Annotated in this window: 22 protein-coding genes; 7 read left to right on the top strand and 15 right to left on the bottom strand. The window is 73.3% G+C overall.

Features of this window, described 5'->3' with window-relative positions:
- Positions 1 to 10: 10 nt before the first annotated feature.
- The 5 genes from ACJ5H2_RS06255 to ACJ5H2_RS06235 form a co-directional block, all read right to left on the bottom strand.
- Positions 11 to 730 (bottom strand): class I SAM-dependent methyltransferase, encoded by a 720-nt coding sequence (locus ACJ5H2_RS06255; protein ID WP_408898706.1) that lies wholly within the window; start codon positions 728 to 730, stop codon positions 11 to 13.
- Positions 727 to 1,509 (bottom strand): ABC transporter ATP-binding protein, encoded by a 783-nt coding sequence (locus tag ACJ5H2_RS06250; protein WP_408898705.1) that lies wholly within the window; start codon positions 1,507 to 1,509, stop codon positions 727 to 729. Before ACJ5H2_RS06250 ends, ACJ5H2_RS06255 begins: the two co-directional genes overlap by 4 nt.
- Positions 1,506 to 2,489, bottom strand: coding sequence for an ABC transporter substrate-binding protein (locus tag ACJ5H2_RS06245; protein WP_408898704.1), 984 nt, complete (start codon positions 2,487 to 2,489; stop codon positions 1,506 to 1,508). The genes ACJ5H2_RS06250 and ACJ5H2_RS06245 overlap by 4 nt, the downstream gene beginning before the upstream one ends.
- 16 nt (positions 2,490 to 2,505) lie before the next feature.
- Positions 2,506 to 3,531 carry a FecCD family ABC transporter permease gene (locus ACJ5H2_RS06240; protein ID WP_408898703.1) on the bottom strand — a complete coding sequence of 342 codons (1,026 nt, stop codon included), beginning with the start codon at positions 3,529 to 3,531 and terminating at the stop codon, positions 2,506 to 2,508.
- A gap of 72 nt (positions 3,532 to 3,603) precedes the next feature.
- Positions 3,604 to 4,401, bottom strand: a complete 798-nt coding sequence (locus ACJ5H2_RS06235; protein ID WP_408898702.1) for an AraC family transcriptional regulator — start codon at positions 4,399 to 4,401, stop codon at positions 3,604 to 3,606.
- Between the two features lie 50 nt (positions 4,402 to 4,451).
- On the opposite strand from ACJ5H2_RS06235, the gene ACJ5H2_RS06230 reads away from it, so the two are divergent.
- Positions 4,452 to 4,889 carry a DUF2000 family protein gene (locus ACJ5H2_RS06230; RefSeq protein ID WP_408898701.1) on the top strand — a complete coding sequence of 146 codons (438 nt, stop codon included), beginning with the start codon at positions 4,452 to 4,454 and terminating at the stop codon, positions 4,887 to 4,889.
- On the opposite strand, the gene ACJ5H2_RS06225 is transcribed toward ACJ5H2_RS06230, so the two are convergent.
- The 7 genes from ACJ5H2_RS06225 to ACJ5H2_RS06195 all read right to left on the bottom strand — a co-directional run bounded on the left by ACJ5H2_RS06225 (position 4,864) and on the right by ACJ5H2_RS06195 (position 12,840).
- A complete protein-coding gene (locus ACJ5H2_RS06225; RefSeq protein WP_408898700.1) occupies positions 4,864 to 5,766 on the bottom strand; it encodes an alpha/beta hydrolase in 903 nt (300 codons plus the stop codon). The two genes, ACJ5H2_RS06230 and ACJ5H2_RS06225, sit on opposite strands and share 26 nt — an antisense overlap.
- A gap of 34 nt (positions 5,767 to 5,800) precedes the next feature.
- Positions 5,801 to 6,694, bottom strand: a complete 894-nt coding sequence (locus ACJ5H2_RS06220) for a GNAT family N-acetyltransferase (RefSeq protein WP_408898699.1) — start codon at positions 6,692 to 6,694, stop codon at positions 5,801 to 5,803.
- Positions 6,695 to 6,725: 31 nt separating this feature from the next.
- The gene (locus ACJ5H2_RS06215) at positions 6,726 to 7,577 is read right to left on the bottom strand and encodes a hypothetical protein (RefSeq protein WP_408898698.1); all 852 of its coding nucleotides are present in this window, start codon (positions 7,575 to 7,577) and stop codon (positions 6,726 to 6,728) included.
- 9 nt (positions 7,578 to 7,586) lie between these two features.
- Positions 7,587 to 9,377: a methionine--tRNA ligase gene (metG, locus tag ACJ5H2_RS06210; RefSeq protein ID WP_408898697.1), complete on the bottom strand. Its 1,791-nt coding sequence runs from the start codon at positions 9,375 to 9,377 to the stop codon at positions 7,587 to 7,589.
- 48 nt (positions 9,378 to 9,425) lie between these two features.
- Complete coding sequence (locus ACJ5H2_RS06205) at positions 9,426 to 10,664, bottom strand: N-acetylmuramoyl-L-alanine amidase (RefSeq protein ID WP_408898696.1); 1,239 nt, start codon at positions 10,662 to 10,664, stop codon at positions 9,426 to 9,428.
- A gap of 73 nt (positions 10,665 to 10,737) precedes the next feature.
- A complete protein-coding gene (locus ACJ5H2_RS06200; RefSeq protein WP_408898695.1) occupies positions 10,738 to 11,385 on the bottom strand; it encodes a DsbA family protein in 648 nt (215 codons plus the stop codon).
- Between the two features lie 45 nt (positions 11,386 to 11,430).
- Positions 11,431 to 12,840 (bottom strand): CHAP domain-containing protein, encoded by a 1,410-nt coding sequence (locus ACJ5H2_RS06195; protein WP_408898694.1) that lies wholly within the window; start codon positions 12,838 to 12,840, stop codon positions 11,431 to 11,433.
- Between the two features lie 162 nt (positions 12,841 to 13,002).
- On the opposite strand from ACJ5H2_RS06195, the gene pepN reads away from it, so the two are divergent.
- On the top strand, positions 13,003 to 15,636 hold the full coding sequence (gene pepN, locus ACJ5H2_RS06190; RefSeq protein ID WP_408898693.1) for an aminopeptidase N: 2,634 nt from the start codon (positions 13,003 to 13,005) through the stop codon (positions 15,634 to 15,636).
- A 54-nt stretch (positions 15,637 to 15,690) separates the two neighbouring features.
- Here the strand turns inward: pepN and ACJ5H2_RS06185 are convergent, their stop codons facing one another.
- Positions 15,691 to 16,050, bottom strand: coding sequence for a DUF5130 family protein (locus ACJ5H2_RS06185; protein WP_408898692.1), 360 nt, complete (start codon positions 16,048 to 16,050; stop codon positions 15,691 to 15,693).
- Positions 16,051 to 16,059: 9 nt separating this feature from the next.
- Positions 16,060 to 16,440 carry a hypothetical protein gene (locus ACJ5H2_RS06180; RefSeq protein ID WP_408898691.1) on the bottom strand — a complete coding sequence of 127 codons (381 nt, stop codon included), beginning with the start codon at positions 16,438 to 16,440 and terminating at the stop codon, positions 16,060 to 16,062.
- Positions 16,441 to 16,523: 83 nt separating this feature from the next.
- Here ACJ5H2_RS06180 and ACJ5H2_RS06175 point away from each other — a divergent pair, with 83 nt between their 5' ends.
- The 5 genes from ACJ5H2_RS06175 to ACJ5H2_RS06155 all read left to right on the top strand — a co-directional run bounded on the left by ACJ5H2_RS06175 (position 16,524) and on the right by ACJ5H2_RS06155 (position 20,277).
- Positions 16,524 to 17,573: a mechanosensitive ion channel family protein gene (locus tag ACJ5H2_RS06175; protein ID WP_408898690.1), complete on the top strand. Its 1,050-nt coding sequence runs from the start codon at positions 16,524 to 16,526 to the stop codon at positions 17,571 to 17,573.
- Between the two features lie 7 nt (positions 17,574 to 17,580).
- Complete coding sequence (locus ACJ5H2_RS06170) at positions 17,581 to 17,964, top strand: globin (RefSeq protein ID WP_408898689.1); 384 nt, start codon at positions 17,581 to 17,583, stop codon at positions 17,962 to 17,964.
- A gap of 147 nt (positions 17,965 to 18,111) precedes the next feature.
- A complete protein-coding gene (locus ACJ5H2_RS06165; protein ID WP_408898688.1) occupies positions 18,112 to 18,831 on the top strand; it encodes a hypothetical protein in 720 nt (239 codons plus the stop codon).
- A gap of 102 nt (positions 18,832 to 18,933) precedes the next feature.
- The gene (locus ACJ5H2_RS06160) at positions 18,934 to 19,479 is read left to right on the top strand and encodes an RNA polymerase sigma factor (protein ID WP_408898687.1); all 546 of its coding nucleotides are present in this window, start codon (positions 18,934 to 18,936) and stop codon (positions 19,477 to 19,479) included.
- 21 nt (positions 19,480 to 19,500) lie between these two features.
- A complete protein-coding gene (locus tag ACJ5H2_RS06155) occupies positions 19,501 to 20,277 on the top strand; it encodes an enoyl-CoA hydratase/isomerase family protein (RefSeq protein WP_408898686.1) in 777 nt (258 codons plus the stop codon).
- On the opposite strand, the gene ACJ5H2_RS06150 is transcribed toward ACJ5H2_RS06155, so the two are convergent.
- Positions 20,261 to 21,172, bottom strand: coding sequence for an acyl-CoA thioesterase (locus ACJ5H2_RS06150; RefSeq protein ID WP_408898685.1), 912 nt, complete (start codon positions 21,170 to 21,172; stop codon positions 20,261 to 20,263). The two genes, ACJ5H2_RS06155 and ACJ5H2_RS06150, sit on opposite strands and share 17 nt — an antisense overlap.
- Positions 21,173 to 21,294 lie beyond the last annotated feature (122 nt).

Genomic DNA, 21,294 nt, shown 5'->3' with positions numbered 1-21,294 from the left:
ACCCGCCGCGTCAGGCGCGCCGGGCCGTGAGGAGGAACTGCAGGCGGACCTCGTGGTCGGGGGCCACGCCGAAGCGGCGGTCGAGCTCGAGGATCGTGGTGAGCGGCGTGAGGGTCACGTCCGCGAAGCCGGCTCCCGCGACCAGATCGCGGGTCGCGTCGATCGACGACGCGGCGGCGAGCGGGAGCTGAGCGCGCACCTCGGCGTCGTAGAGGGCGACGAAGTCGGGCGCGGTGTCGCGGTCGAGGCCGGTCGGGAACCAGGTGGAGTCGACCAGGGCGAGCACTCCCCCGGGCCGCAGCAGGCGTCGCCAGGCGGCCAGCGCGCGCTCCGGCTCCCGCAGCGTCCACATCAGGTAGCGACTGGTGATCGCGTCGAAGGAGTCGTCGGGGTACGCCGGCTCGACGGCGTCGCCCTGCAGGAAGCGCGGAGCGCGGTCCCCCCGGGCGGCGTGTGCCCGAGCGCGGGCGAGCATCCCCTCCGAGAGGTCCGTGGCGGTGACGTCGTGGCCGAGCTCCGCGAGCAGCAGCGCGACGTAGCCACTGCCCGTGCCGAGGTCGAGGACCTGGGCGGGTGGGGGCGGCAGGGCCCCGCCGAAGACCTCCGCCCAGGCGGCCCGGTCGTGCGCGCGCCGCTCGGGCCGCTGCTGGTAGTCGTCGTACTCGGGTGCCCGGCCGGTCCAGTACGCGTTGATCCGGTCCTGGGGGCGGGCGGTGGCGGGGGTCGTCATGCCGGGAGCCTTTCCTGGTCGGTGGAGAGCGGGTGGAAGAGCAGCTGGGGGTGACCGCCGACGTCGGTCCGGGTGACTCCGATGCCGTACACGCGCTCGAGCAGCGCCGGCTCGAGCACCGCGCCCGGCGCGCCCGCGGCGGCGACCCGGCCCCGGTCCAGCAGCACCAGGTCGTCGCAGTAGCGCGCGGCCAGGTTGAGGTCGTGGAGGACGACGACCGCGCTCGTGGCGACCTCGCGGACCAGGCCGAGCACCTCGTGCTGGTAGCGGATGTCGAGATGGTTGGTGGGCTCGTCGAGCAGCAGGAAGTCCGCCTCCTGCGCCAGGGCTCGTGCCACGAGCACGCGCTGTCGCTCGCCGCCGGACAGGTCGGCGTAGAGGCGGCCCGCGAGCGGGAGGGCGCCCACGCGGAGCAGGGCGGCGTCGACTGCCCGGCGGTCGACGGCGCCGGTGCGCTGGAAGGTGCCCAGACGCGGAAGCCGCCCGAGGGCGACCATCTCACGCACGGTCAGCATCGCGTCGGCGTCGGACTCCTGGACCACGACGGCGATGCGGCGCGCCACCTCGCGGGGCCGCATGGTCACGAGCGGCCGGCCGTCGAGGGTGACCCGGCCGCGGGCAGGCCGCAGCGAGCCGTAGAGGGTCCGCAGCGCCGTGGTCTTGCCGCTGCCGTTCGGGCCGAGCAGGCCGAGCACCCGGCCCGGACGCGCCTCCAGGCCGACGCCGTGCAGCACCGGGCGGTCGTCGTACCCGACGTGCAGGTCCTCCGCGACGATCACGAGCCGAACCTCCCGCGCACCTGCTCGAGACCGTCGACCGCGAGCGGGGTGGGCGGCTCGACGTAGTTGAACAGCAGCGGCATCAGCTCTCCGTCGCGGACCGCGGCGATGCTGGCCGCTCCGGGCAGGGTCGTGACCGCCTCCACGACGGCCTCGGGGTCGCCGGCGCTGTGGAGCAGGATGAGGACGTCGGGGTCGCGACCGACCAGCTCCTCCGGCGTCACCTCGAAGACGCGCTCGTCGGTGTCGGCGAAGACGTTGTCGAGGCCGGCGGCTTCGAGGATCGGGTGGGCCATGCTCCGGGTCCCGTACGCGTAGGTGACGCCGCCGCCGACCGTCGGGTAGAGGACCGCCGCGGTGCGGCGGTCGGCGGCGGGCGCCGCCGTCAGCGCCGCGACCCGCTGCTCCAGCTCCGCGCTCGCCGCCGCGGCCGCCTCGGTGCGGTCGAAGATCCGCCCGTAGGTCTCCAGCTGTGCGACGACGTCGTCGAAGCCCGGCTCGGCCAGGCCCTCCGCGCACATGGCCGGCTCCTCGACGAGTGGGATGCCCGCGGCCGCGAGCGTCTCGCGGGAGAGGTTGTCGACCTCGCCGAGCACCAGGTCGGGCTCCTGCTCGATCACGACCTCCTTCGAGACCAGGAGATGGCCCGACGTGTCGGTCTTCCCGGTGAGGGCGGGCACCTCCTCCAGCGCCGCCCAGGTGGCGTCGTCGTAGTAGGCGCGCGGGTACTCACCGGCCCGGGCGGTCACCCGGTCGAGAACGCCGAGTGCGGCCAGCGAGGGCACTGCGGCGCTCTTGAGCAGCACGACCCGCTCGGGCGCGGCAGCGAAGGTGACGTCGGCTCCGCAGTTCTCGACCGTGAGCGGGTAGGGGCCCGAGCCGCCCTCGGCACTGTGCTCGGACACCGAGGTCAGCCCGCACGCGGACAGGACGAGCGCGGTCCCGGTGGCGGCGAGGGCGGTCAGGGGGCGGCGGCGCATGGGCTCTCCTCAGTGGTCAGGCGGCGGTCGCCTGGAGGCGGCGGACCAGGATCAGCAGGAAGGGGGCCCCGAGCACCGCGGTGATGATCCCGATCGGGACCTCCTGCGGGGCGAGGAGCACGCGGGCGACGATGTCGGCCCAGATCAGCAGGATCGCCCCCATCAGCGCCGCGACGGGGACGGCGCGGGCGTGGGCGGCGCCGACCGCACGCCGGGCGAGGTGCGGCACGACGAGCCCGACGAAGCCGACGGCGCCCGCCGCCGAGACGACGACGGCGACACACAGCGAGACCACGACGAGGAGCGCGGTGCGCAGCCGCTCGGGAGGTACGCCGAGGGCGAGCGCCGTCTCGTCGCCGACGGCGAGCGCGTCCAGCTGACGGCCGAGCACGGTGAGCACCACGACCGCGAGGAGCACGACCCCGGCGGCGAGCGCGAGCGGCTGGCCCCAGGCGGCGAGAGCGAGCGAGCCCAGGAGCCAGAACATGACCGACCGGGCGCCCTCGGCGGAGTCGGACGCGAAGATGAGGAAGCTGGTGACGGCCTGGAGGGCATAGCCGACGGCGACCCCGGCCAGGAGGAGGCGGGTCGAGGTGACCCGCCCGGCGGAGCGCGCGACGGCGTACACGAGGGCGGACGCGGCGACGGCGCCGACGAAGGCGCTCGCGGAGAGCACGTGCTCCCCCAGGCCCAGGGTGACCCCGAACAGGATGGCCGCCGCGGCGCCGGTCGAGGCTCCCGAGCTGACCCCGAGCAGGTAGGGATCGGCGAGCAGGTTGCGCACCATCGCCTGCAGCGCCATGCCCGAGACGGCGAGTCCGGCACCGACGACGACGGCCAGGAGGACGCGCGGCAGCCGGACGTCCCACACGATCGAGTCGCGCGGAGCGCTCCAGTCCTGCTCGGCGGGAGCAAGGAAGAGGTGGTGGCCCACGACCTGCACCACGCTGCCGAAGGGGACGGCGACCGCCCCGAGCGCGGTCCCGGCGACGAGCGAGGCGAGGAGCACGGCGGTCAGGCCGGCGATCCAGCGAGCCGCCATGGCACACCTCCTTGTTGCAAGTTGATTGCAACAAGGAACCTATCGCAACAGCCGGCCGAGCGGCCGGAGGGGTCAGCCGCGGGAGCGGGCGTACTCCCCCGGCGTCACCCCGAGCAGCCGCCGGAAGTGCCGGTGCAGGTGGGACTGGTCGTGGAAGCCGACCCGGACGGCGACCTCCGCCGGCGGGTCGCCGGCCAGGAGCGCCCGCCGGGCGGAGTCGAGGCGCAGGCCGACGAGGTAGCGGTGCGGCGGCACACCGACCTCGCGCCGGAAAGCCCGCACCAGGTGGCTCGGGTCCGCGCCCAGCTCGGCGGCGGCCTCGGCCAGGGAGATGCCCTCGACGACCCGCCCGTCGATCAGCTCGCGCAGCCGGCGGGCCAGGGTCGGCGCCGCGGCCGGGAGGACCTCCGGGTCGAGCCGTGCCGCGTGTCGCTGGAGCCGCTCGACCACGAGGGCCAGGCCCACCTCGGCCGCCAGCTCGTCGCCCGGGCGGGCCATGGCCCGGTGCAGCCGGTCGACGGCCGCGCGCAGCGGTCCGTCCGCCGGGTCCGGGCGGTCGACCCAGCTGCCGACGCGCTCGGGGTCGAGCCGGTCGGCGTCGAGGTAGAGGACCCGCTTGCGGAAGCCGCCCGCCTCCACGCTGCGGCCGTCATGGGCGACATGCGGCGGCAGGACGGTGACCCGGGCGGGTGCCGTGGCGCGCTCGTGGCGGCCGAGGTCGTAGCGCACGGTGCCGTGGTCGACGAGCAGCACCGTCCAGGTGTCGTGGGCGTGCGGCGGGTAGGCGTGGCTCGGGAAGTGCGCGTGCAGCACCTCCGCCACGCCGGGAACCTCCGGTCGCCAGGTGCGGATCCGCGGTCCGCTCGCCATGTCAGGAACGTACAAGACCGAGCCCGGGCGCTCTCGCCAGGCTGAGCGCCATGCACGACACCGACGACCCCCTGCTGCCCCCGTTCGACACCCGGATCGCGGTCGCGGTCCGCGACGACCTCGAGGCCTGGCAACGGCTCAACGTCACGGCGTTCCTGGCCAGCGGGATCGCGGCGGCCCACCCGCACCTGGTCGGCCGGCCCTACGCCGACGCCGACGGAACGGCGTACCTGCCGCTGCTGGGCATGCCGGTCCTGGTGTTCGAGGCCAGCGCGCCGACCCTGGTCGCCGCCCGCGAGCGCGCCGTACGCCGCGGCCTCCCGATCGCGGTCTACACCGCCGACATGTTCCGCACCGGGCACGACGCGGCGAACCGAGCGGCCGTCGCCGCGGTCGCCGGGCCGGAGCTCGACCTCGTCGGATGTGCCGTGCACGGTCCGCGCAACGCCGTGGACAAGGTGCTCAAGGGCGCGAGCCTGCACCCCTGACCAGCAGCATCCGCATCCACCCGGCCACCTGCCACATCAGCGGCTCGGCCGCGTCGAAGACGCCGGCGTGGCGCCAGAAGCCGTGGATCTGGCCCAGATAGCGCGTGCCGACGACCTCGACCCCTGCCTCGGCGAGACGACGGACCAGCTCCTCCCCCTCGTCGCGCAGCGGGTCGTGCTCGGCCGTCGCGACGAAGGTCGGCGGCAGGGTGTCGAGCGACGGCGAGCGCAGGGGCGCGAGGTCCGGATGCTCCAGGTCGGCCGGACCGGCGGCGTACTGCTGCCAGTACCAGGCGGCCTCCTCCGGGTCGAAGCCGTCGGCCGCAGTCCGGTAGGAGTCGAACGACGCCGTCGGGTCGAGGAAGGGATAGACGAGCGCGACCCCCGTGAACCGACCGGGGAGGCGCAATGCCGTGACGAGCGCGAGGTTGCCCCCGGCGCTGTCGCCGTGCGCGAACGCCGGCAGGCCGGCCAGCCCCGGCTGCCCGTCGAGCCACCGGACGGCGGCGGCCAGGTCGTCGGGCGCCGCCGGGAAGCGGTGCTCGGGCGGGCGCCGGTAGTCGACGCTGAGCACCGCGCTGCCGCTGATGGAGGCGAAGCGCCGGGCGGCCGCGTCGTGGACCTCGACGTCGTTGAACACGAACCCGCCGCCGTGTGCGTGGACGACCACGGCGTCGTACCCGTCGGGCAGGTACAGACGCGCGGGTACGCCGCCCGCGTCGACGTCGCGGACCTCGGCGATGTCCGGGCGGTCCTGCTCGAGCGCCGCCAGCCGGTCGCGCTCGCGCGCCGCGGCGATGTCGAAGGCGGGATCGGTGACGGGCATCTCCCCGGCAGCGTTCTCGACGGCCTTGCGGGCCTGGGGGTGGAGGGCCATGACCCGCACCCTAGTGACCCGCGACCGCCCGGGCTCAGTGGATGTCGAGGCGGACCGTGTCCGCGACGGCCTCGTAGCCCAGCGCCTGGTAGAGCGCGTTGGAGGCCGGGTTGGCCTGGTCGGTGAACAGGATGACCCGGTCGCCGCGCCTCTGCAGGCGCCGTGACAGCTCGGCGACGGCGGCGCCGCCCCATCCCCGGCCGCGTTCCTCCTCGGGGGTGAAGACAGGACCGATCCGGGTGACGCCGAAGGCCGGTGGGTTGGCGCCGATGAGATGGACCGGCCGGTGCTCGGCGTCGACCCAGAACCACAGGACGTCCTCCGCCAGCTTGCGGTGCACGTCGTCGAGACCGAACGCCTCGGCCTCGCCGTCATGCCCGGACGTGCGGCCGGCCTGCGCGTCCGCGTCGACGAAGAACTGGCGGACCCAGGCAAGCGCCTGCTCCGCCTCGTCCGCTCGGATCGGCCGCAGCCCGCCCGGCGCCGGCGCGGGGGCCACCAAGGTGCCGAGCTCGAACAGGCGGTGTCGCAGCCCGGGTACGACGGACCGGCCGGTCGCCGCCGCCAGCGCGGAGGCGAAGGCCTCGGTGGCCGGTTGCAGCCCCGCCGCCCCGCCGACCTCCTCGCCGCGGTCCACGAGCGCCCGGGCGAGTGCCGCCGCCGCCGCGTCCGGCATCGCCAGCAGGTAGACGGGATACGGCGGGAAGGGCGCGGTCCGCATCGCGATCCCGGCGATCGCGCCGTCAGCTCCCGTCACGACCGCGAACCAGCAGTAGGGCAGGTCCTCACGACCGTGGTCGCGGACCCGGTGGGCGATCGTGCTGACGACCGTCGACGTCACCGGGTCCCGGGCGAGCCGCTCGCCGGCCCGCTCCAGGAACCGCCGTGCGTCCTCGGTGAACCAGACGTCGTACCGGTCACTGTCCATGGCCGCATGGTGGCGGGCGGACGCGCCGGGCTCAAGCGGGTTTCGCGCGCTCCAGCCTGTAGTGCAGCCGCATCGCCGTCGCGCGGCCCAGGCGCAGCACGTGGTCGGTGCGGAGCACGCCGCGATCGTCGAGATGGACGTGGAAGGTCTCGTGGACCGGCGCGCGCGAGGCGTAGGTGCGGCCGCCGTCCTCGACGACGACATAGGCGCCGTCGGCGCCGAACGGGCCGGGCGGCGACACGAGCCGCAGCGACCCGTCCGGCAGGACGTGCGGCCGCAGGAAGACCTGGACGTTGCCCGACTCGAGCGGGAAGGCGACATGGACCGACGGCCGGTCGACGCCGGGCAGGGACCGCGCGGAGTAGCAGCCGCTGAACACGAACTCGCCCGTCGCCACGAGGGTGCGCAGCCACCCGGCGGCGACCTGGGTGCCCGACCGGTCACGGATGACCGAGACCCGCGAGTCCATGCCGCGCGCGACGTCCAGCGGGCGCATGGGCAGCGCCAGCTGCTCGACCCGCTTGCCGAAGAGGCGGGAGACCAGCTCGCCGCCCGGCCAGGCCCACGGCGCCCAGGAGCTCCACACTTCGACGTGCCAGGCGGAGGTGTGCTCGTAGAAGTCGCGCACCTCGGGCCGCAGGTCGTCGGCGCGGAAGCCGGGTCCGTCGAGCACCGCCATCGAGGCCAGCAGCCCGGCGTCGGACGCCGCGTCGTCGACGTACCCGCCGTGGAGGGCGGCCTCCGCCGCCAGCCAGCCGTCGCGGACGACGGCCCCGATGCTGGTCGGCGCGCGCAGCCAGCCGTGCTCGCCGGTGAGGTCGACCGGACGTCCGGCGGCCCGCCAGAACTTGCGGGTGCCGAGGTCGAGCAGGGAGGTCACCATGGTCCGCGCTCAGCCGTCGAGCCGGGCCAGCTCCTCCTCGACCACACTCGGGTCGAGCTTCACGAACACCGGCGTCGGCTTCGCCACCGCGCGCCCGACCTCGACCGGGTGGCGCTGCCAGGTCGGGAAGCCGGCGTAGTCACCGGTGATGATCGGGTACGAGCGCGACGGGTCGTCGAGGTCGGCGACCTCCTCGACCGTCGGCATCGGCGCCACGGCGCCCGCGCCGCCGAGCGCCTTGTCGACCTCGTTCGCCGAGAACGGCAGGAACGGGCTGAGCACCAGGTTGAGGTCGGCGACGCACTGGGCCATGACGTGGAGGACGGTGCCGAGGCGCTCGGGGTCGTCCTTGATCTTCCACGGCTCGGAGTCCGTGACGTACTTGTTCACCTCCGCCACCGCACGCATCGCCTCGCCGATCGCCTGCTTCTGCCGGTGCCGGCCGATCAGCTCGCCGACGGTGTCGAAGGCGGACTCGGTGACCGCCAGGACCGCCTCGTCCTCGGGCGCGAGCGGGCCGGCGGCCGGGATCTCGCCGAAGTTCTTGGCGATCAGGTTCGCGGTCCGGTTGACGAGATTGCCCCAGCCGGCGACCAGCTCGTCGTTGGTACGGCGCACGAACTCGGCCCACGTGAAGTCGGAGTCCTGGCTCTCCGGACCGGCGGCGGCGACGAAGTAGCGGAAGGCGTCGGGCTGGTAGCGGGCCAGCAGGTCGCGGACGTAGATCACGACCTTCTTCGACGAGGAGAACTTCCTGCCCTCCATGGTGAGGAACTCGCTCGAGACGACCTCGGTCGGCAGGTTGAGGACGCCGTACTCGCGGGGCTCGCCGCCCTTCGCGCCCCGTCCCGAGTAGGCCAGCAGCTCGGCCGGCCAGATCTGGGAGTGGAAGGTGATGTTGTCCTTGCCCATGAAGTAGTAGGACAGGGCGTCGGCGTCGTTCCACCACGCGCGCCAGGCGTCGGGATCGCCGGTGCGGCGCGCCCACTCGATCGACGCCGAGAGGTAGCCGATGACCGCGTCGAACCAGACGTAGAGCTTCTTGGTCGGGTTGTCCCGCCACCCGTCGAGCGGGACCGCGATGCCCCAGTCGATGTCGCGGGTCATCGCGCGCGGCCGGATCTCCTCGAGGATGTTCTTGGAGAAGCGGATGACGTTGGGCCGCCACAGGCCGGTGGCCTCCCGCTCGTCGAGCCACGCCTGGAGCGCCTCGGCGAGCGCGGGCAGGTCGAGGAAGAAGTGCTGGGTCTCGATGAACTCCGGCGTCTCGCCGTTGATCTTCGAGCGCGGGTCGATCAGGTCGTGCGGGTCGAGCTGGTTGCCGCAGTTGTCGCACTGGTCGCCACGGGCGCCGTCGTAGCCGCAGATCGGGCAGGTGCCCTCGATGTAGCGGTCGGGCAGGGTCCGGCCGGTGGAGGGTGAGATGGCGCCGTACGTCGTCTGCTCGACGAAGTAGCCGTTCTCGTAGACACCCAGGAAGAGCTCCTGCACGACCGCGTGGTGGTTGCGCGTGGTGGTGCGGGTGTACAGGTCGTAGCTCACGCCGAGGCCGACCAGGTCCTCGACGATGAGCCGGTGGTTCTTGTCCGCGAGCTCCTGCGGCGTCATCCCCGCCTCGTCGGCGGCGATGAGGATCGGCGTGCCGTGCTCGTCGGAGCCGGAGACCATGAGGACCTCGTTGCCGGCCATCCGCTGGTACCGGCTGAAGACGTCGGACGGCACGCCGAACCCGGCCACGTGGCCGATGTGTCGGGGGCCGTTCGCGTAGGGCCAGGCGACAGCGGAGAGGACGTGGGTCATGGGCTGAATCCTAGGGTCGCCGCCGCGCCGGTCCGTCAGTGGTTCACCTCAGCGGCGGGACCTGTCGATGCGCCGGGCGGTCCGCAGTCGGATCTGCGGCAGCGCCTCGTAGAGGTACTGCCCGGGGCAGGCGGTGTCGTTGGTGTCACGGTGCCCGTCGATCACCGGAAGGACCACGGCGGTGCCCGCGGGGTAGCGGTCGCTGCCACGCGAGGTGACCACCGTCGTGGCGAGCGGGTCGCGGTGGTACTTCCGCAGCTTCCACGCCGCGACCTTGGCCACGCCGGCCAGCACCCGGGCCGTCGGAGCGGTCTGGTCGTAGGAGCCGAGGACCGCGATGCCGACGGAGGTGTGGTTGAAGCCGAGCGTGTGGGCCCCACGGATCTCGCGGTCGGGGTCGCGCCGTCCGGCCCAGATCCGGCCGAAGCGGTCGACGAAGAAGTTGTAGCCCACGTCGGACCAGCCGAGGGACCTGGTGTGGTAGCGGTAGATCGCCCGCAGGATCCGGGGGACGTCGCGCCGGCGGTAGTCGTTGCCGGTCGCGGTGTGGTGGACGTGGACCTGCTCGACGGTCCGGACCCGCTTCGGGCGGCCCGTCGCCCAGCGCTCCTTGGCGCCCCAGGCGCGGCGGCCGCGGATCTTCGGCCGCAGGGATCGGCGGGGGCGTCCGGCGACCTCGCGGTCGGCGGGGTCAGCGGAGTCAGCGGGGTCAGCGAGGTCAGCGGGGTCAGCGGCGGCCGGACGGTCGTCGTACGGCGCGACGCCGGGGTCGATGAGGCTCAGGACCGGGTCCTGCACGGCGCCGGTCACCTCCACCTGCACCCCGGTGCCGTGACCGACCCACAGTGCCTCGGTCCCCCGGCGCGTCCGCCGCCCCTCCGCGGTGTCGGCATCGGGCAGGTCGTGGAGCCCCGCGACCGGACGCCAGTCGCTCCAGTCGCCGCGGTCGTCGCGCACCCGCACCCGCACCTGCCCGGCGCCGGCGGCCCAGGTCACGCCGAGCAGCGCGAAGTCGTCGGTGCGGTGCGCCGCGGTGCGCAGGACCGTGCCGCGCCCGGCGACCCGCGGGTCCGGGGCCAGCGCGACGTCGGCCGCAGCCCCGGTCCCGCCCCGCTCACGGCGCAGCCGGATCCGCCGGTCGGGCCGGCCGGCGGCCGGCTGCTGGATGAGCGACGGCGGCCGCGCAGCCGCCGGGCCGGCGCCCAGCGCGACGAGGGACACCGCGACGGCGGCGGCGCCGAGGGTCCCGAGGTCGCGCCGGCGCAGGGACGGGTCCGAGAGGCTCATGACCATCGAGCATGCGCCATCGGCCGAGGCGGTGGAAGCCGATCGGCCGCGTGTCGCCGATCGGGCGACGACGTCAGGAGAAGTCCAGCTCTCCGGTGCGCGTCCGCTTCAACTCGAAGAAGTACGGGAAGGAGGCCACGGCCACGCAGCCGTCCCACAGCCGCCCGGCCTCCTCGCCCCGCGGGATCTTGGTGAGCACCGGGCCGAAGAAGGCGGCGCCGTCGATGTGGATGGTCGGCGTGCCGACGTCCTCGCCGACCGCGTCCATGCCCTCGTGGTGGGACCGGGCGACCGCCTCGTCGTACGACGGGTCGGTGGCGGCCTCGACGAGGCTCGGCTCGAGGCCGACCTCGGCGAGGACCTCGGCGATCAGGCCGAGCCCGCCGTCGGGCTGCTCGTGGAGGGCACGGCCCTCGTGGTGGATCCGCTGACCGAAGGCGTCGTACAGCGGGCGGAGGACCTCGTCGCCGTGCTGGTCCCGGGCCGCGAGCAGCACCCGGACCGGGCCCCAGGCGGGGGCGAGCATGGTGCGGTACTCCTCCGGGATGTCGCGGTCCTTGTTCAGGTACGCCAGGCTCATGACGTGCCAGGCGACCTCGATGTCGCGGACCTGCTCGACCTCGAGGATCCAGCGCGAGGTGATCCAGGCGAATGGGCAGAGCGGGTCGAACCAGAAGTCGGCGCGGTGGCGGGACGGCGCAGCGGTGGAGTTCTCAGCCATGATCCGCCAACCCTACGCAGCCCCGCCGCATTCCGCCGCGCCTCCTCAGCGCACGTCGACCGTGCCGGTCACCTTCGGCGAGCGGGGCACGACGGTGGAGCCGAGATAGCGCACCCGGACCGCCTTCGTCCCCCGCGCCATCGGCACCTTGACCTTGGCGACGCCGTCGCTGAGCCGGACCTCGCGCCTCCACGACCCGATCCGGACCAGCACCTTGCCCTTGACCGGCAGCTTCCCCACTGCGGTCACGCGCACGGTGACGATCGCCCGTCCCCTCTTCGACCTCGTCGCCAGTGCCACCACCGGCGGGCTGGTCACCCGCGGGCTCACGGCGAGGGTCTGGGTGTGGGACAGGTACTGCGGCTTGGCGCCGACGACCTGCACCGAGACCGATGAGCCGACGTCCTGCTCCGCGAGCTGGTACGACGGCGCGGTGGCGCCCGGGACCGGCGCGCCGTTGCGCAGCCATTGGTACGAGACGGTCGCGTCCGGCTGGTCGTAGGCGCCCGGCGTCGCGGTCAGGACCTGGCCGAGCGCCGGCGTGCCGCTGACCGTGGCCGGTGTCGTGGGGTTGACCACGCCCGCGACGACCGTGCCGAGGTCGTAGAACGGCGACACGGACGTGGTGTAGCCGTCCTGCTTCGCCACCACGCGGAGGCTGAGCTTCCTGCCGAGCAGGTCGGGCGTCAGCGCCAGCTGGGGCGCGGTGATGTCACCGATCCGCACGCCGTCGGCGAACCAGCGCCACCGCGTCTCGGCGGGGGTGGGCGTCCACGAGCCGGCGGTCGCCGTGACCGTCGTGTTGACGACGAGCGGTGCGGCGACCACGGGCGGCGCCGTCTGCGTGAAGACCGGCTCGGTCGGCGGCTGGGGCGTCGGCGGCGGCGGTGCCGGACGGTCGACGAAGTGGATGAACCCGCTCGGCCAGCGACCGCTCGCCCGCGTGATCGAGCGCCAGTGGAAGGTGCCGCCCCACGAGTCCTCCGAGACGATGATCTCGTCGGCGGAGACCACGCGCTCGACGTACGCGACGTGACCGGCCGAGCCGGCGCCGTTGGCGTACTTGCCCCACCAGGCGATGGCGCCGACGTTCGGCGTCTGGTCGGTGATGGAGCTCATGAACTTGCCCCACTCGCTGGCGTTGCCCTCCCCGCTCCACGGCCGCACGTTCGGCATGCCCGCCTTGATCATCCGGTAGGCCGCGTAGTTCGTGCAGTTGTGCCCGGCGTACATCCGCCAGTACATCGTGCCGCTCGCGGCGCCGTACCCGGCGTCGGAGTAGCCGGCCTGCACGCAGGCCGCGTAGCCGCTGCAGAGGTAGGTGGTGCCGGCCGAGGGGACCACGGGGTCCCCGGCCAGGGGTGTCGAGGGACCGGCGAGGACGAGATACGACGCCAGCAGCGCGCTGGCGGTGGTCGTAGTCCCCCAGCGCGCGGCCCGGCCTGGTGTGCGCATGCCGAACACCATCGGGCACATCGACCCCAAAACGCAACAAAAACCCCGAAAACCTCACGAGTCACTGGCGTGTCGCGTTGACTTTTGAGAATCACATCGTTGTAGTTCGCCCCTTTCGATCCGATTGTCGGACAACTCGGGGCGGGTGCAAGGATGGCGGGCATGCCCGGCACCAACCTCACCCGCGACGAGGCGGCTACCCGCGCCGCCCTCGTCGACGTGACGTCCTATGCGATCGACCTCGACCTCTCCCGCGCGACCGAGGAGGGCGTGGAGACCTTCGGGTCGACCACCACGCTGACCTTCCGCTGTCGCCAGCCCGGATCGGCCACCTTCGCCGACCTGGTCGACGCGACCGTCCACGAGATCACCCTCAACGGCACCCCGCTCGACCCCGCCACGGCGTACGCCGACAGCCGGATCGCACTGCCCGACCTGCAGGCCGAGAACGTGCTCGTCGTCCGGGCCGACTGCCGGTACTCGCACACCGGCGAGGGCCTCCATCACTTCGTCGACCCGGCCGACGGGCGGGTCTACCTCTACTCGCAGTTCGAGGTCCCCGACGCCCGCCGGGTGTTCACCACCTTCGAGCAGCCGGACCTCAAGGCGCCGTTCACGTTCACGGTCACCGCACCGGCGCACTGGAAGGTCGTCTCCAACGCCGCCACCCCGGACCCGGCACCGACGGGCTCGACCAACGCCCGCGGCGAGGACGTCGCGACGTGGAGCTTCCCGGCCACGAAGCCGATGTCGACCTACATCACGGCGATCGTCGCCGGCGACTACTACGAGGTGCAGGACGTCTACGAGGGCGCTCACGGGACGATCCCGCTCGGTCACTACTGCCGCCAGTCGCTCAAGGACTACCTCGAGCGCGACCGCGAGGAGATCGTCACCCTGACCCAGCAGGGATTCGCGTTCTTCGAGGAGGCCTTCGGCTACCCCTACCCCTTCGGCAAGTACGACCAGCTCTACGTGCCGGAGTACAACATGGGCGCGATGGAGAACGCCGGCGCAGTGACCCTGCGCGACGAGTACCTCCCCCGCTCGCGCCAGCCGCGCTCGTTCTACGAGTTCCGCGCCTCGGTGATCCTCCATGAGATGGCCCACATGTGGTTCGGCGACCTCGTGACCATGAAGTGGTGGGACGACCTCTGGCTCAACGAGTCCTTCGCCGAGTGGGCCTGCTACCACGCCGAGGCCCTCGCCACGTCGTACGACGACGCGTGGACCGGCTTCACGAACGCCCGCAAGCAGACCGGCTACCGCGCCGACTCGCTGCCCTCGACGCACCCGATCGCGGCCGACAACGTCGACCTGCACGCCGTCGAGGTCAACTTCGACATGATCACCTATGCCAAGGGCGCGGCGGTGCTCAAGCAGCTGGTCGCGTGGGTCGGTCTCGACCCCTTCCTGGCCGGGCTGAAGCAGTACTTCCACGACCACGCCTTCGGCAACACCGAGTTCGCCGACCTGCTCACGGCGCTGGAGAAGGCGTCGGGCCGCGAGCTGACCGGCTGGGCGCAGGAGTGGCTGCAGACGGCCGGGACCAACACCCTCACGCCGACCTTCGAGCTGGCCGCCGACGGCACCTACGCCTCGTTCGCGGTCGACCAGACCGCGCCGGCCGAGCACCCGACGCTGCGCCGCCACCGGGTCGGCATCGGCAGCTACGACACCGACCCCTCCACCGGGCGCCTGGTCCGCACCGACTACGTCGAGGTCGACGTCGAGGGCCCGCGCACCGAGCTGCCCGAGCTGGTCGGCAAGCCCCAGCCGGAGCTGCTGCTGCTCAACGACCAGGACCTCGCCTTCGCCAAGATCCGCCTCGACGAGCGCTCCCGGGCCACGGCGGTCGGCCGCCTCGCGGACCTCGACGACTCGCTCGCCCGTGCCCTGGTGTGGAGCGCGGCCTGGGACATGACCCGCGACGCCGAGCTCGCCGCCACCGACTTCGTCGAGCTCGTCCTCGGCAACATCGGCCAGGAGACCGACGCGTGGGGCGTCAGCCGGATCCCGGTGTACGCCGCCCAGGCGGTCGCGGTCTACAGCGACCCGGCTCGTCGTACCGAGCTGGCCGCACGCTGGGAGCAGGGCCTTCGCGGCCTCCTGGCTGCCGCCGAGCCCGGCACCGACCACCAGCTGACCTTCGCCCGGGCCTACGCGGCGGCGGCGACCAGCGAGACCGCCGTCGCCGAGCTGGAGGCGCTGCTCGACGGCTCCCTGGTCTTCGACGGGCTCGCCGTCGACCAGGACCTGCGCTGGTCGCTGCTGACCGCGCTGGCCCGTGTCGGCCGGGCCGACGACGCCCGGATCGACGAGGAGCTCGCGAGCGACAACACGATCTCGGGCCAGGAGAAGTCCGCCGCCGCGCGCGCCGCGCAGCCGACCGCGCAGGCCAAGGAGCGGGCCTGGACCCAGGCTCTGCTCGACCCGTCGGTGCCCAACGAGACCCAGCGCAGCGTCGTCCTGGCGTTCTGGCAGCCGGGGCAGGACGACGTCCTCGCGCCGTACGTCGAGCGCTATCTCGCCGAGGTCGCGGGCACCTGGGAGCGGCTGGGCAGTCACAAGGCGTCGGTCGCGCTGGAGCACATCTTCCCGCGCCTCATCGCCACCCCCCGCGACCCTCGCGGCGGTCGACGCCTGGCTCGCCGAGCACGCCGACTCGGTCAACCCCGGGGCGGTGCGCTACGTGCGCGAGGGCCGCGCGGACGTCGCTCGGGCCCTGGCCGCCCAGGCCCGCGACGCCGGAGCCTGACCCCGACCCGGCAGCAACTGGCTCGAAAGACGCGCTGACCCGGCAGAGAGCTCTGCCGGGTCAGTGTGCTGTCGGGGCCAGTCGGCGCCGGGTCAGTCCTTGGCGAGCTCGCCGAGCAGCTCGATGCCCCGGGTCAGCCCACCAGCGAGGTCGCCGGCGGCGAACCGCTCGGTCATCGCGGTGACGGCCTGCTGCGACTCGTCGTCGGTGAGCCGCTGCCGGGTGTGTCCGCCCGTGACGATCTCGACCACGCGTCGGTCGGGGTCGACCATGATCAGGATGCTGCGCGAGGGCAGCACCAGGGTGTTGTGCAGGCTCGTCGCGAAGTCGCGCGGGTTCCCGCTGGCCGAGCCGACGAACACCGAGATCTCGGCGCGGCAGGCCTGCTCGGCCGCGCGGATCGTGACGTCGAGGGCGGCGCGCTCGGTGGCGCTCAGTGCCGTGCTGCTCATGGTCGCCGACTACCAGCTGCCGCCGGCGCCGCCGGCCTTGGAGTCCTCCGAGTCGGGCGCGGCCAGCTCACCGGCGGCCTTGCGCGGCCCGCCCAGCCACTGGTTCTCCGGCTCGAGGGCGTCGAGGCTGAGGTCCTCGCCGCGGGCCAGGGCCGGGGCGACGAACAGCAGGGTGATCACGACGAAGACCAGGAGCGGCACGCCGCCGAGGTAGAGCCAGGCGTTGAGGACGTCGATGTCCGGCTTGGGCTCCCAGCTGGCCGCACCGTTGCCCGGGCGCGGCTCCGGAGTGTCCGCCGACGCGGAGCCTGCTCCGGCGACGACGAGCAGGGCGCTCACCCCGACGAGGGAGCACACGGCGATCAGGCGGCGTACGGCAGTGCTGGTCACGTGCCGCATGCTATCGGCTCCCGCTGCCGTCCGGACGAGCGGTGTCCGCGCCGGCGCTCAGGCGCCTTTGCGACACTGGTCCGATGCGTGTCCTCCCTCTGTCGCTCGCCCTGTCCGGCGCTGCCCCGACCAGTCCGTGCGCCGATGGCGAGACGGTCTGCGACCTGACCTGGGACGTCACCGGGAACCGCCGGCTGGCCGAGTGGTCCGACGTCCTCATCGGCACGCCGCTGGCGATCCTCGGGCTGCTCCTGCTCGGCCTGGTGCTGCGCTGGCTGCTGCACCGCCTCGTCGACCGGCTCGCCCAGCGCGCCGAGCGCGGGGTGCTGCCCGAGCGCGCCGAGAGCCCGGTGGCCGCCCGTCGCAAGCAGCGCGCCGCGACCATGGCCGGCCTGCTCAAGAGCATCATCACCTTCATCGTGGTCGCGATCATCGGCACGATGGTGCTCAGCGAGGTCGGCGTCGACATCGCGCCGATCATCGCCAGTGCCGGCATCCTCGGCATCGCGCTCGGCTTCGGCGCGCAGTCGCTCGTCAAGGACTTCCTCGCCGGCATCTTCATCTTCATCGAGGACCAGTACGGCGTCGGCGACGTCATCGACCTCGGCGAGGCGAACGGCACGGTGGAGGTCGTCACCTTGCGGATGACGCGGCTGCGCGACATCAACGGCACCGTCTGGTACGTCCCGAACGGCGAGATCCTGCGGGTCGGCAACAAGAGCCAGAACTGGTCGCGGGCCGTGGTCGACGTGGGCGTCGGGTACGGCGAGGACCTCTCCCGCGTCCAGCGGGTGCTGCGCGAGGTCGCCCACGACCTGTGGGAGGACGACGAGTTCAACGGGGTGATCATCGAGGAGCCGGAGGTCACCGGAGTCGAGATGCTCGCTGCGGACTCGGTGACGGTGCGCGTCATGGTGAAGACCGCTCCCCTCGAGCAGTGGGCCGTCGCACGGGCGCTGCGCCAGCGGATCAAGGCCCGCTTCGACCACGAGGGCATCGAGATCCCGTTCGCCCAGCGCGTGGTGTGGCACCGCGAGGACCGCCGCCACCTCTCCGAGGACCAGGCAGACCGTCGGGAGCCGACCGCGGCCGCGCAGGGGGCCGCCGGGGCCGGTTCGGACCGCGAGGGATGATGGAGCGGTGAGCGAGGAGACGAGCTTCTACGACGAGATCGGCGGGTTCGAGACCTTCCGCCGCATCGTGGCGAAGTTCTACGAGGGCGTGGCCGCCGACGAGGTGCTGCGCCCGATGTACCCCGAGGAGGACCTCGGACCCGCCGAGGAGCGCTTCCTGCTCTTCCTCGTGCAGTACTGGGGCGGTCCGACGACGTACTCCGCGGCCCGCGGGCACCCGCGGCTGCGGATGCGGCACGCACCCTTCGAGGTGAACCTCGACGCGCGCGACCGCTGGCTGCGGCACTTCCGCGCCGCCCTCGACAGCGTCGAGCTGACGCCGGAGCAGGACACCCGGTTCTGGGAGTACGTCACCCACGCCGCGACGTTCATGGTGAACACCCCGGGCTGACCGCACGACCCGCTCCGCGCGGCCCGCCGCGCACCAATCTCGCCGAGGATGTAACGCCGCGCCCCCGCGGCGACATGTTCCGGGTGAGAGCAGTCCCTCCGGGTGGGGCTGAGATCGCCGCCCGACCTCCCACCAGCAGAGCAGGCCATGACCCACGAGCGCCCCACCGAGCGGCTCCGCGTCGACGTACCGACGCTCGAGCCGGATCCGGCGTTCCTCGGCATGCTCGCCCATCTGAGTGCGGGCTCGCAGGCGGCGACTCCCCGATCGACTCGGTCGGCCGGATTCCGCATGGTCGTGGCGACGGGCTCCGTCGCCGTCATCGCGACCGCCACCTGGGCAGCGGGCGTTCCTACCGGCGGAGGTGTCCCACACTCCCCCGCCGAGAGCCCCTCCCGGATCGGACCGTCCGGTACGCCGAGTCCCGGTGACGTCGGAACCCCACACTCCGACGTCGCCACGCCCGGCAGCCCCTTGTCCCCGGGGCTGCCGGGCTCCTCCACCTCCGCCGAGCACGCCACCGACCCCGAGCGCGGCGGTGGCGACAAGGGCGAGCGCAAGGGCCCGCGACCACCGGCCGGCAAGAGCGACAAGGCGCCCAAGGGCGGCAAGAGCGGCGGCCCCGGCAAGGGCGCGGACAACGGGAAGAAGTCCTCCGCCACCAAGGGCCCCCGTCAGCCGCCGGCCGTCGGCTCGGGCGGCGGGCCGCCCTCGGCCGACCCCTCTCCCGGCCGGCCCCAGGACCCGCAGCCCGAGGGCCTCGACGACGTCGGCGACGTCGGCTCCGACGTGCTGTCCGAGGTCCTGAAGGACGGCGGAAAGGGCAAGCCGGACGACGCGGACCGGCGCCGCGCCACGACGCACTGACATCGGACAAATGGCCCGCTACGGGCTCGAAGGCGCGACAATGGGACGCGCGGTCCGGGGCCAGTTCCGGACCACCAGAGCAATAGGGGTGGAACACGTCCGGTGCGAGCCGACGACGAGCTCGTCACTGCCGCGAAGCGCGGTGACGCCGCGGCGTGGCGCGAGCTCTATCGCGCCCACGCGGGCCGACTGCTGCTGTGGCTGGAGGCCCGGGCCACCCCCGGCGGAGAGGCGGCCGACGACATCGCCGCGGCCGCCTGGCTGGTCGCTGCCGAGCGGATCGCCGACTTCACGGGCAGCTCCTCCGACTTCGGCGGCTGGCTGTTCGGGATCGCCCGCAAGCACGCCGCGAACGCGTCCCGACGCACGGTGACCCGGATCAAGGGACTCGAGACGCTCGCGGCCGACGCCGAGCGCACGACGCCCGGGCCGGAGGCAGGCCATCTCGCCGACGAGTGGGTACGCCAGGCGCTGGCCGCCCTGCCGCCCCGGGAGCGGGACGTCATCGCCTGCACCGAGGTGCTCGACCTCGACGTGAGCGCGACGGCCGCGGCGCTCGGGATCACCGCGGTCGCCGTCCGGGTGGCCCGGCACCGCGGCCTCAAGCGGCTGCGAACTCGTCTCGAGACACGCCCCGCGCCGCACTAGAACAAGTTCTAAGGTGGCTCCATGACGCTGCAGGTGTCCGACGACCACCGGGTCCGCACGCTGACCCTCGACCGCCCCGAGGCGCTCAACGCCTTCAACGAGGAGCTGTACGACGCCACGGCCGAGGCGCTCCTGTCCGCCGCCGACGACCCCCGGGTCGCGGTGGTCCTCCTGACCGGGGCGGGCCGCGCGTTCAGCGCCGGCACCGACCTGCTCGAGATGCACCAGCTCGCGACGAACCCCGACTTCCCGCGCGGCAAGCACGGCTTCGTCGGCCTCGTCGACGCCCTGGTGGACTTCCCGAAGCCGCTGGTCGTGGCCGTGAACGGGCTCGGGCTCGGGATCGGGGCGACGATCCTCGGCTTCGCCGACCTCGGGTTCATGGCCTCCGACGCACGGCTCAAGTGCCCCTTCACCGCGCTCGGCGTCGCACCCGAGGCGGCGTCGTCGTACCTCTTCCCCGCGCTCGTCGGCCGCCAGCACGCCGCCTGGGCGCTGCTGTCCTCGGAGTGGATCGGCGCGGCCGAGGCGCGGGAGATGGGACTGGTCCGAGAGGTGTGCGCTCCCGAGGAGCTGATGGCGACGGCGCGGCGCCACGCCGAGGTGCTCGCCGCCAAGCCGATCTCCTCGCTCGTCGCGGTCAAGCAGGCGCTGACCGCCCCGCACCGCGACGCCATCCGGGCCGCCCGCGACCGGGAGAACGCCGCGTTCGCCGAGCTCATGGGTGGTCCCGCGAACCTCGAGGCGCTGGCTGCGTTCGCCGAGGGCCGCGAGCCCGACTTCACGCGGGTGCCGTGACCATGCCGCCGAGCGCCTGGACGAGCGCCTCGCGGAATCCCGGCACCGGCGTCGCGGCGCGCTGCGTCTCGACGTCGAAGAACACCAGCACCACCTTGGAGCGTGCGAGCACCGCCCCGGTCGCCGAGCCACCCGCGCCGTCGGTGATCTCGGACTCGACCACCATCGACCGGCGCCCGACGTGGGAGACGACCGACCAGCTGTCATAGGGCTCGGGGCGCAGCACGATCGGCGCGACGTACTCGACGTCGGCCTGGGCGATCACGCTGGAGATCCGCGGGAACTCCTCGAGGCCCTTGCGCAGCCGGCCCAAAGACGCGATCCGGGCCTCCTGGAAGTATTCGAAGTAGGTCACGTTGTTGACGTGGCGGTAGATGTCGAGGTCGGAGAAGCGGACCTGCACCGGGTAGTGGGCGGCGTGCTCGCGCGGGACGTCGACCAGCACCGGTCGCGAGCGGTCCGCGCCCGGCTCGGCGTACGGCGCGAGCGCCTGGCGCTCCTGCTCGTCCAGACGGCGGGGCGTCCCGGTCGCGAGGACGAACGGCGCGAGGACGGTGCGCGCACGGACGTAGACCGTCCGCTCCCCGTCGGGGCCCTCCGCGAAGATCTCGTGGTCGAGGGTGAAGCTCGCCGTGCGGATCTCGCTCACCCACGACTCGATCGACACCGACTGGAACCGGAAGCGCAGCGGCGCGCGGAAGGTGACCTCGTGGCGGCGCACGACGTACGCGTCGTTGTGGTGATGCTCGACCCCCGCGGCCGCCCGGCAGGCGTGCAGGAGCGCCCCGCGGGCCTCCTGGAGGTAGTCGACGTACCTCACGTTGTTGACGTGGTTCAGCTGGTCGATGTCACCCCAGCGCAGGGGGCATTCGTAGCGGTGCCGCACGACGGCCATGCTCCCACCTGACCGGGCGCGGCTGGACGGGGCGCCACCTGGAGGGACGGCGCTGTGGCGTCCGCCACGACCGCAGCGCGTTGCAGGCCGCGCCCACTACGCTGGCCGGGTTCCGCCTCCCA

It is taken from the genome of Nocardioides pymetrozini (assembly GCF_046058985.1).
Taxonomy (GTDB): Bacteria; Actinomycetota; Actinomycetes; order Propionibacteriales; family Nocardioidaceae; genus Nocardioides.
The sequence above is the reverse complement of the archived record's forward strand: the minus strand, read 5'-3'. Positions and strand labels throughout refer to the sequence as shown.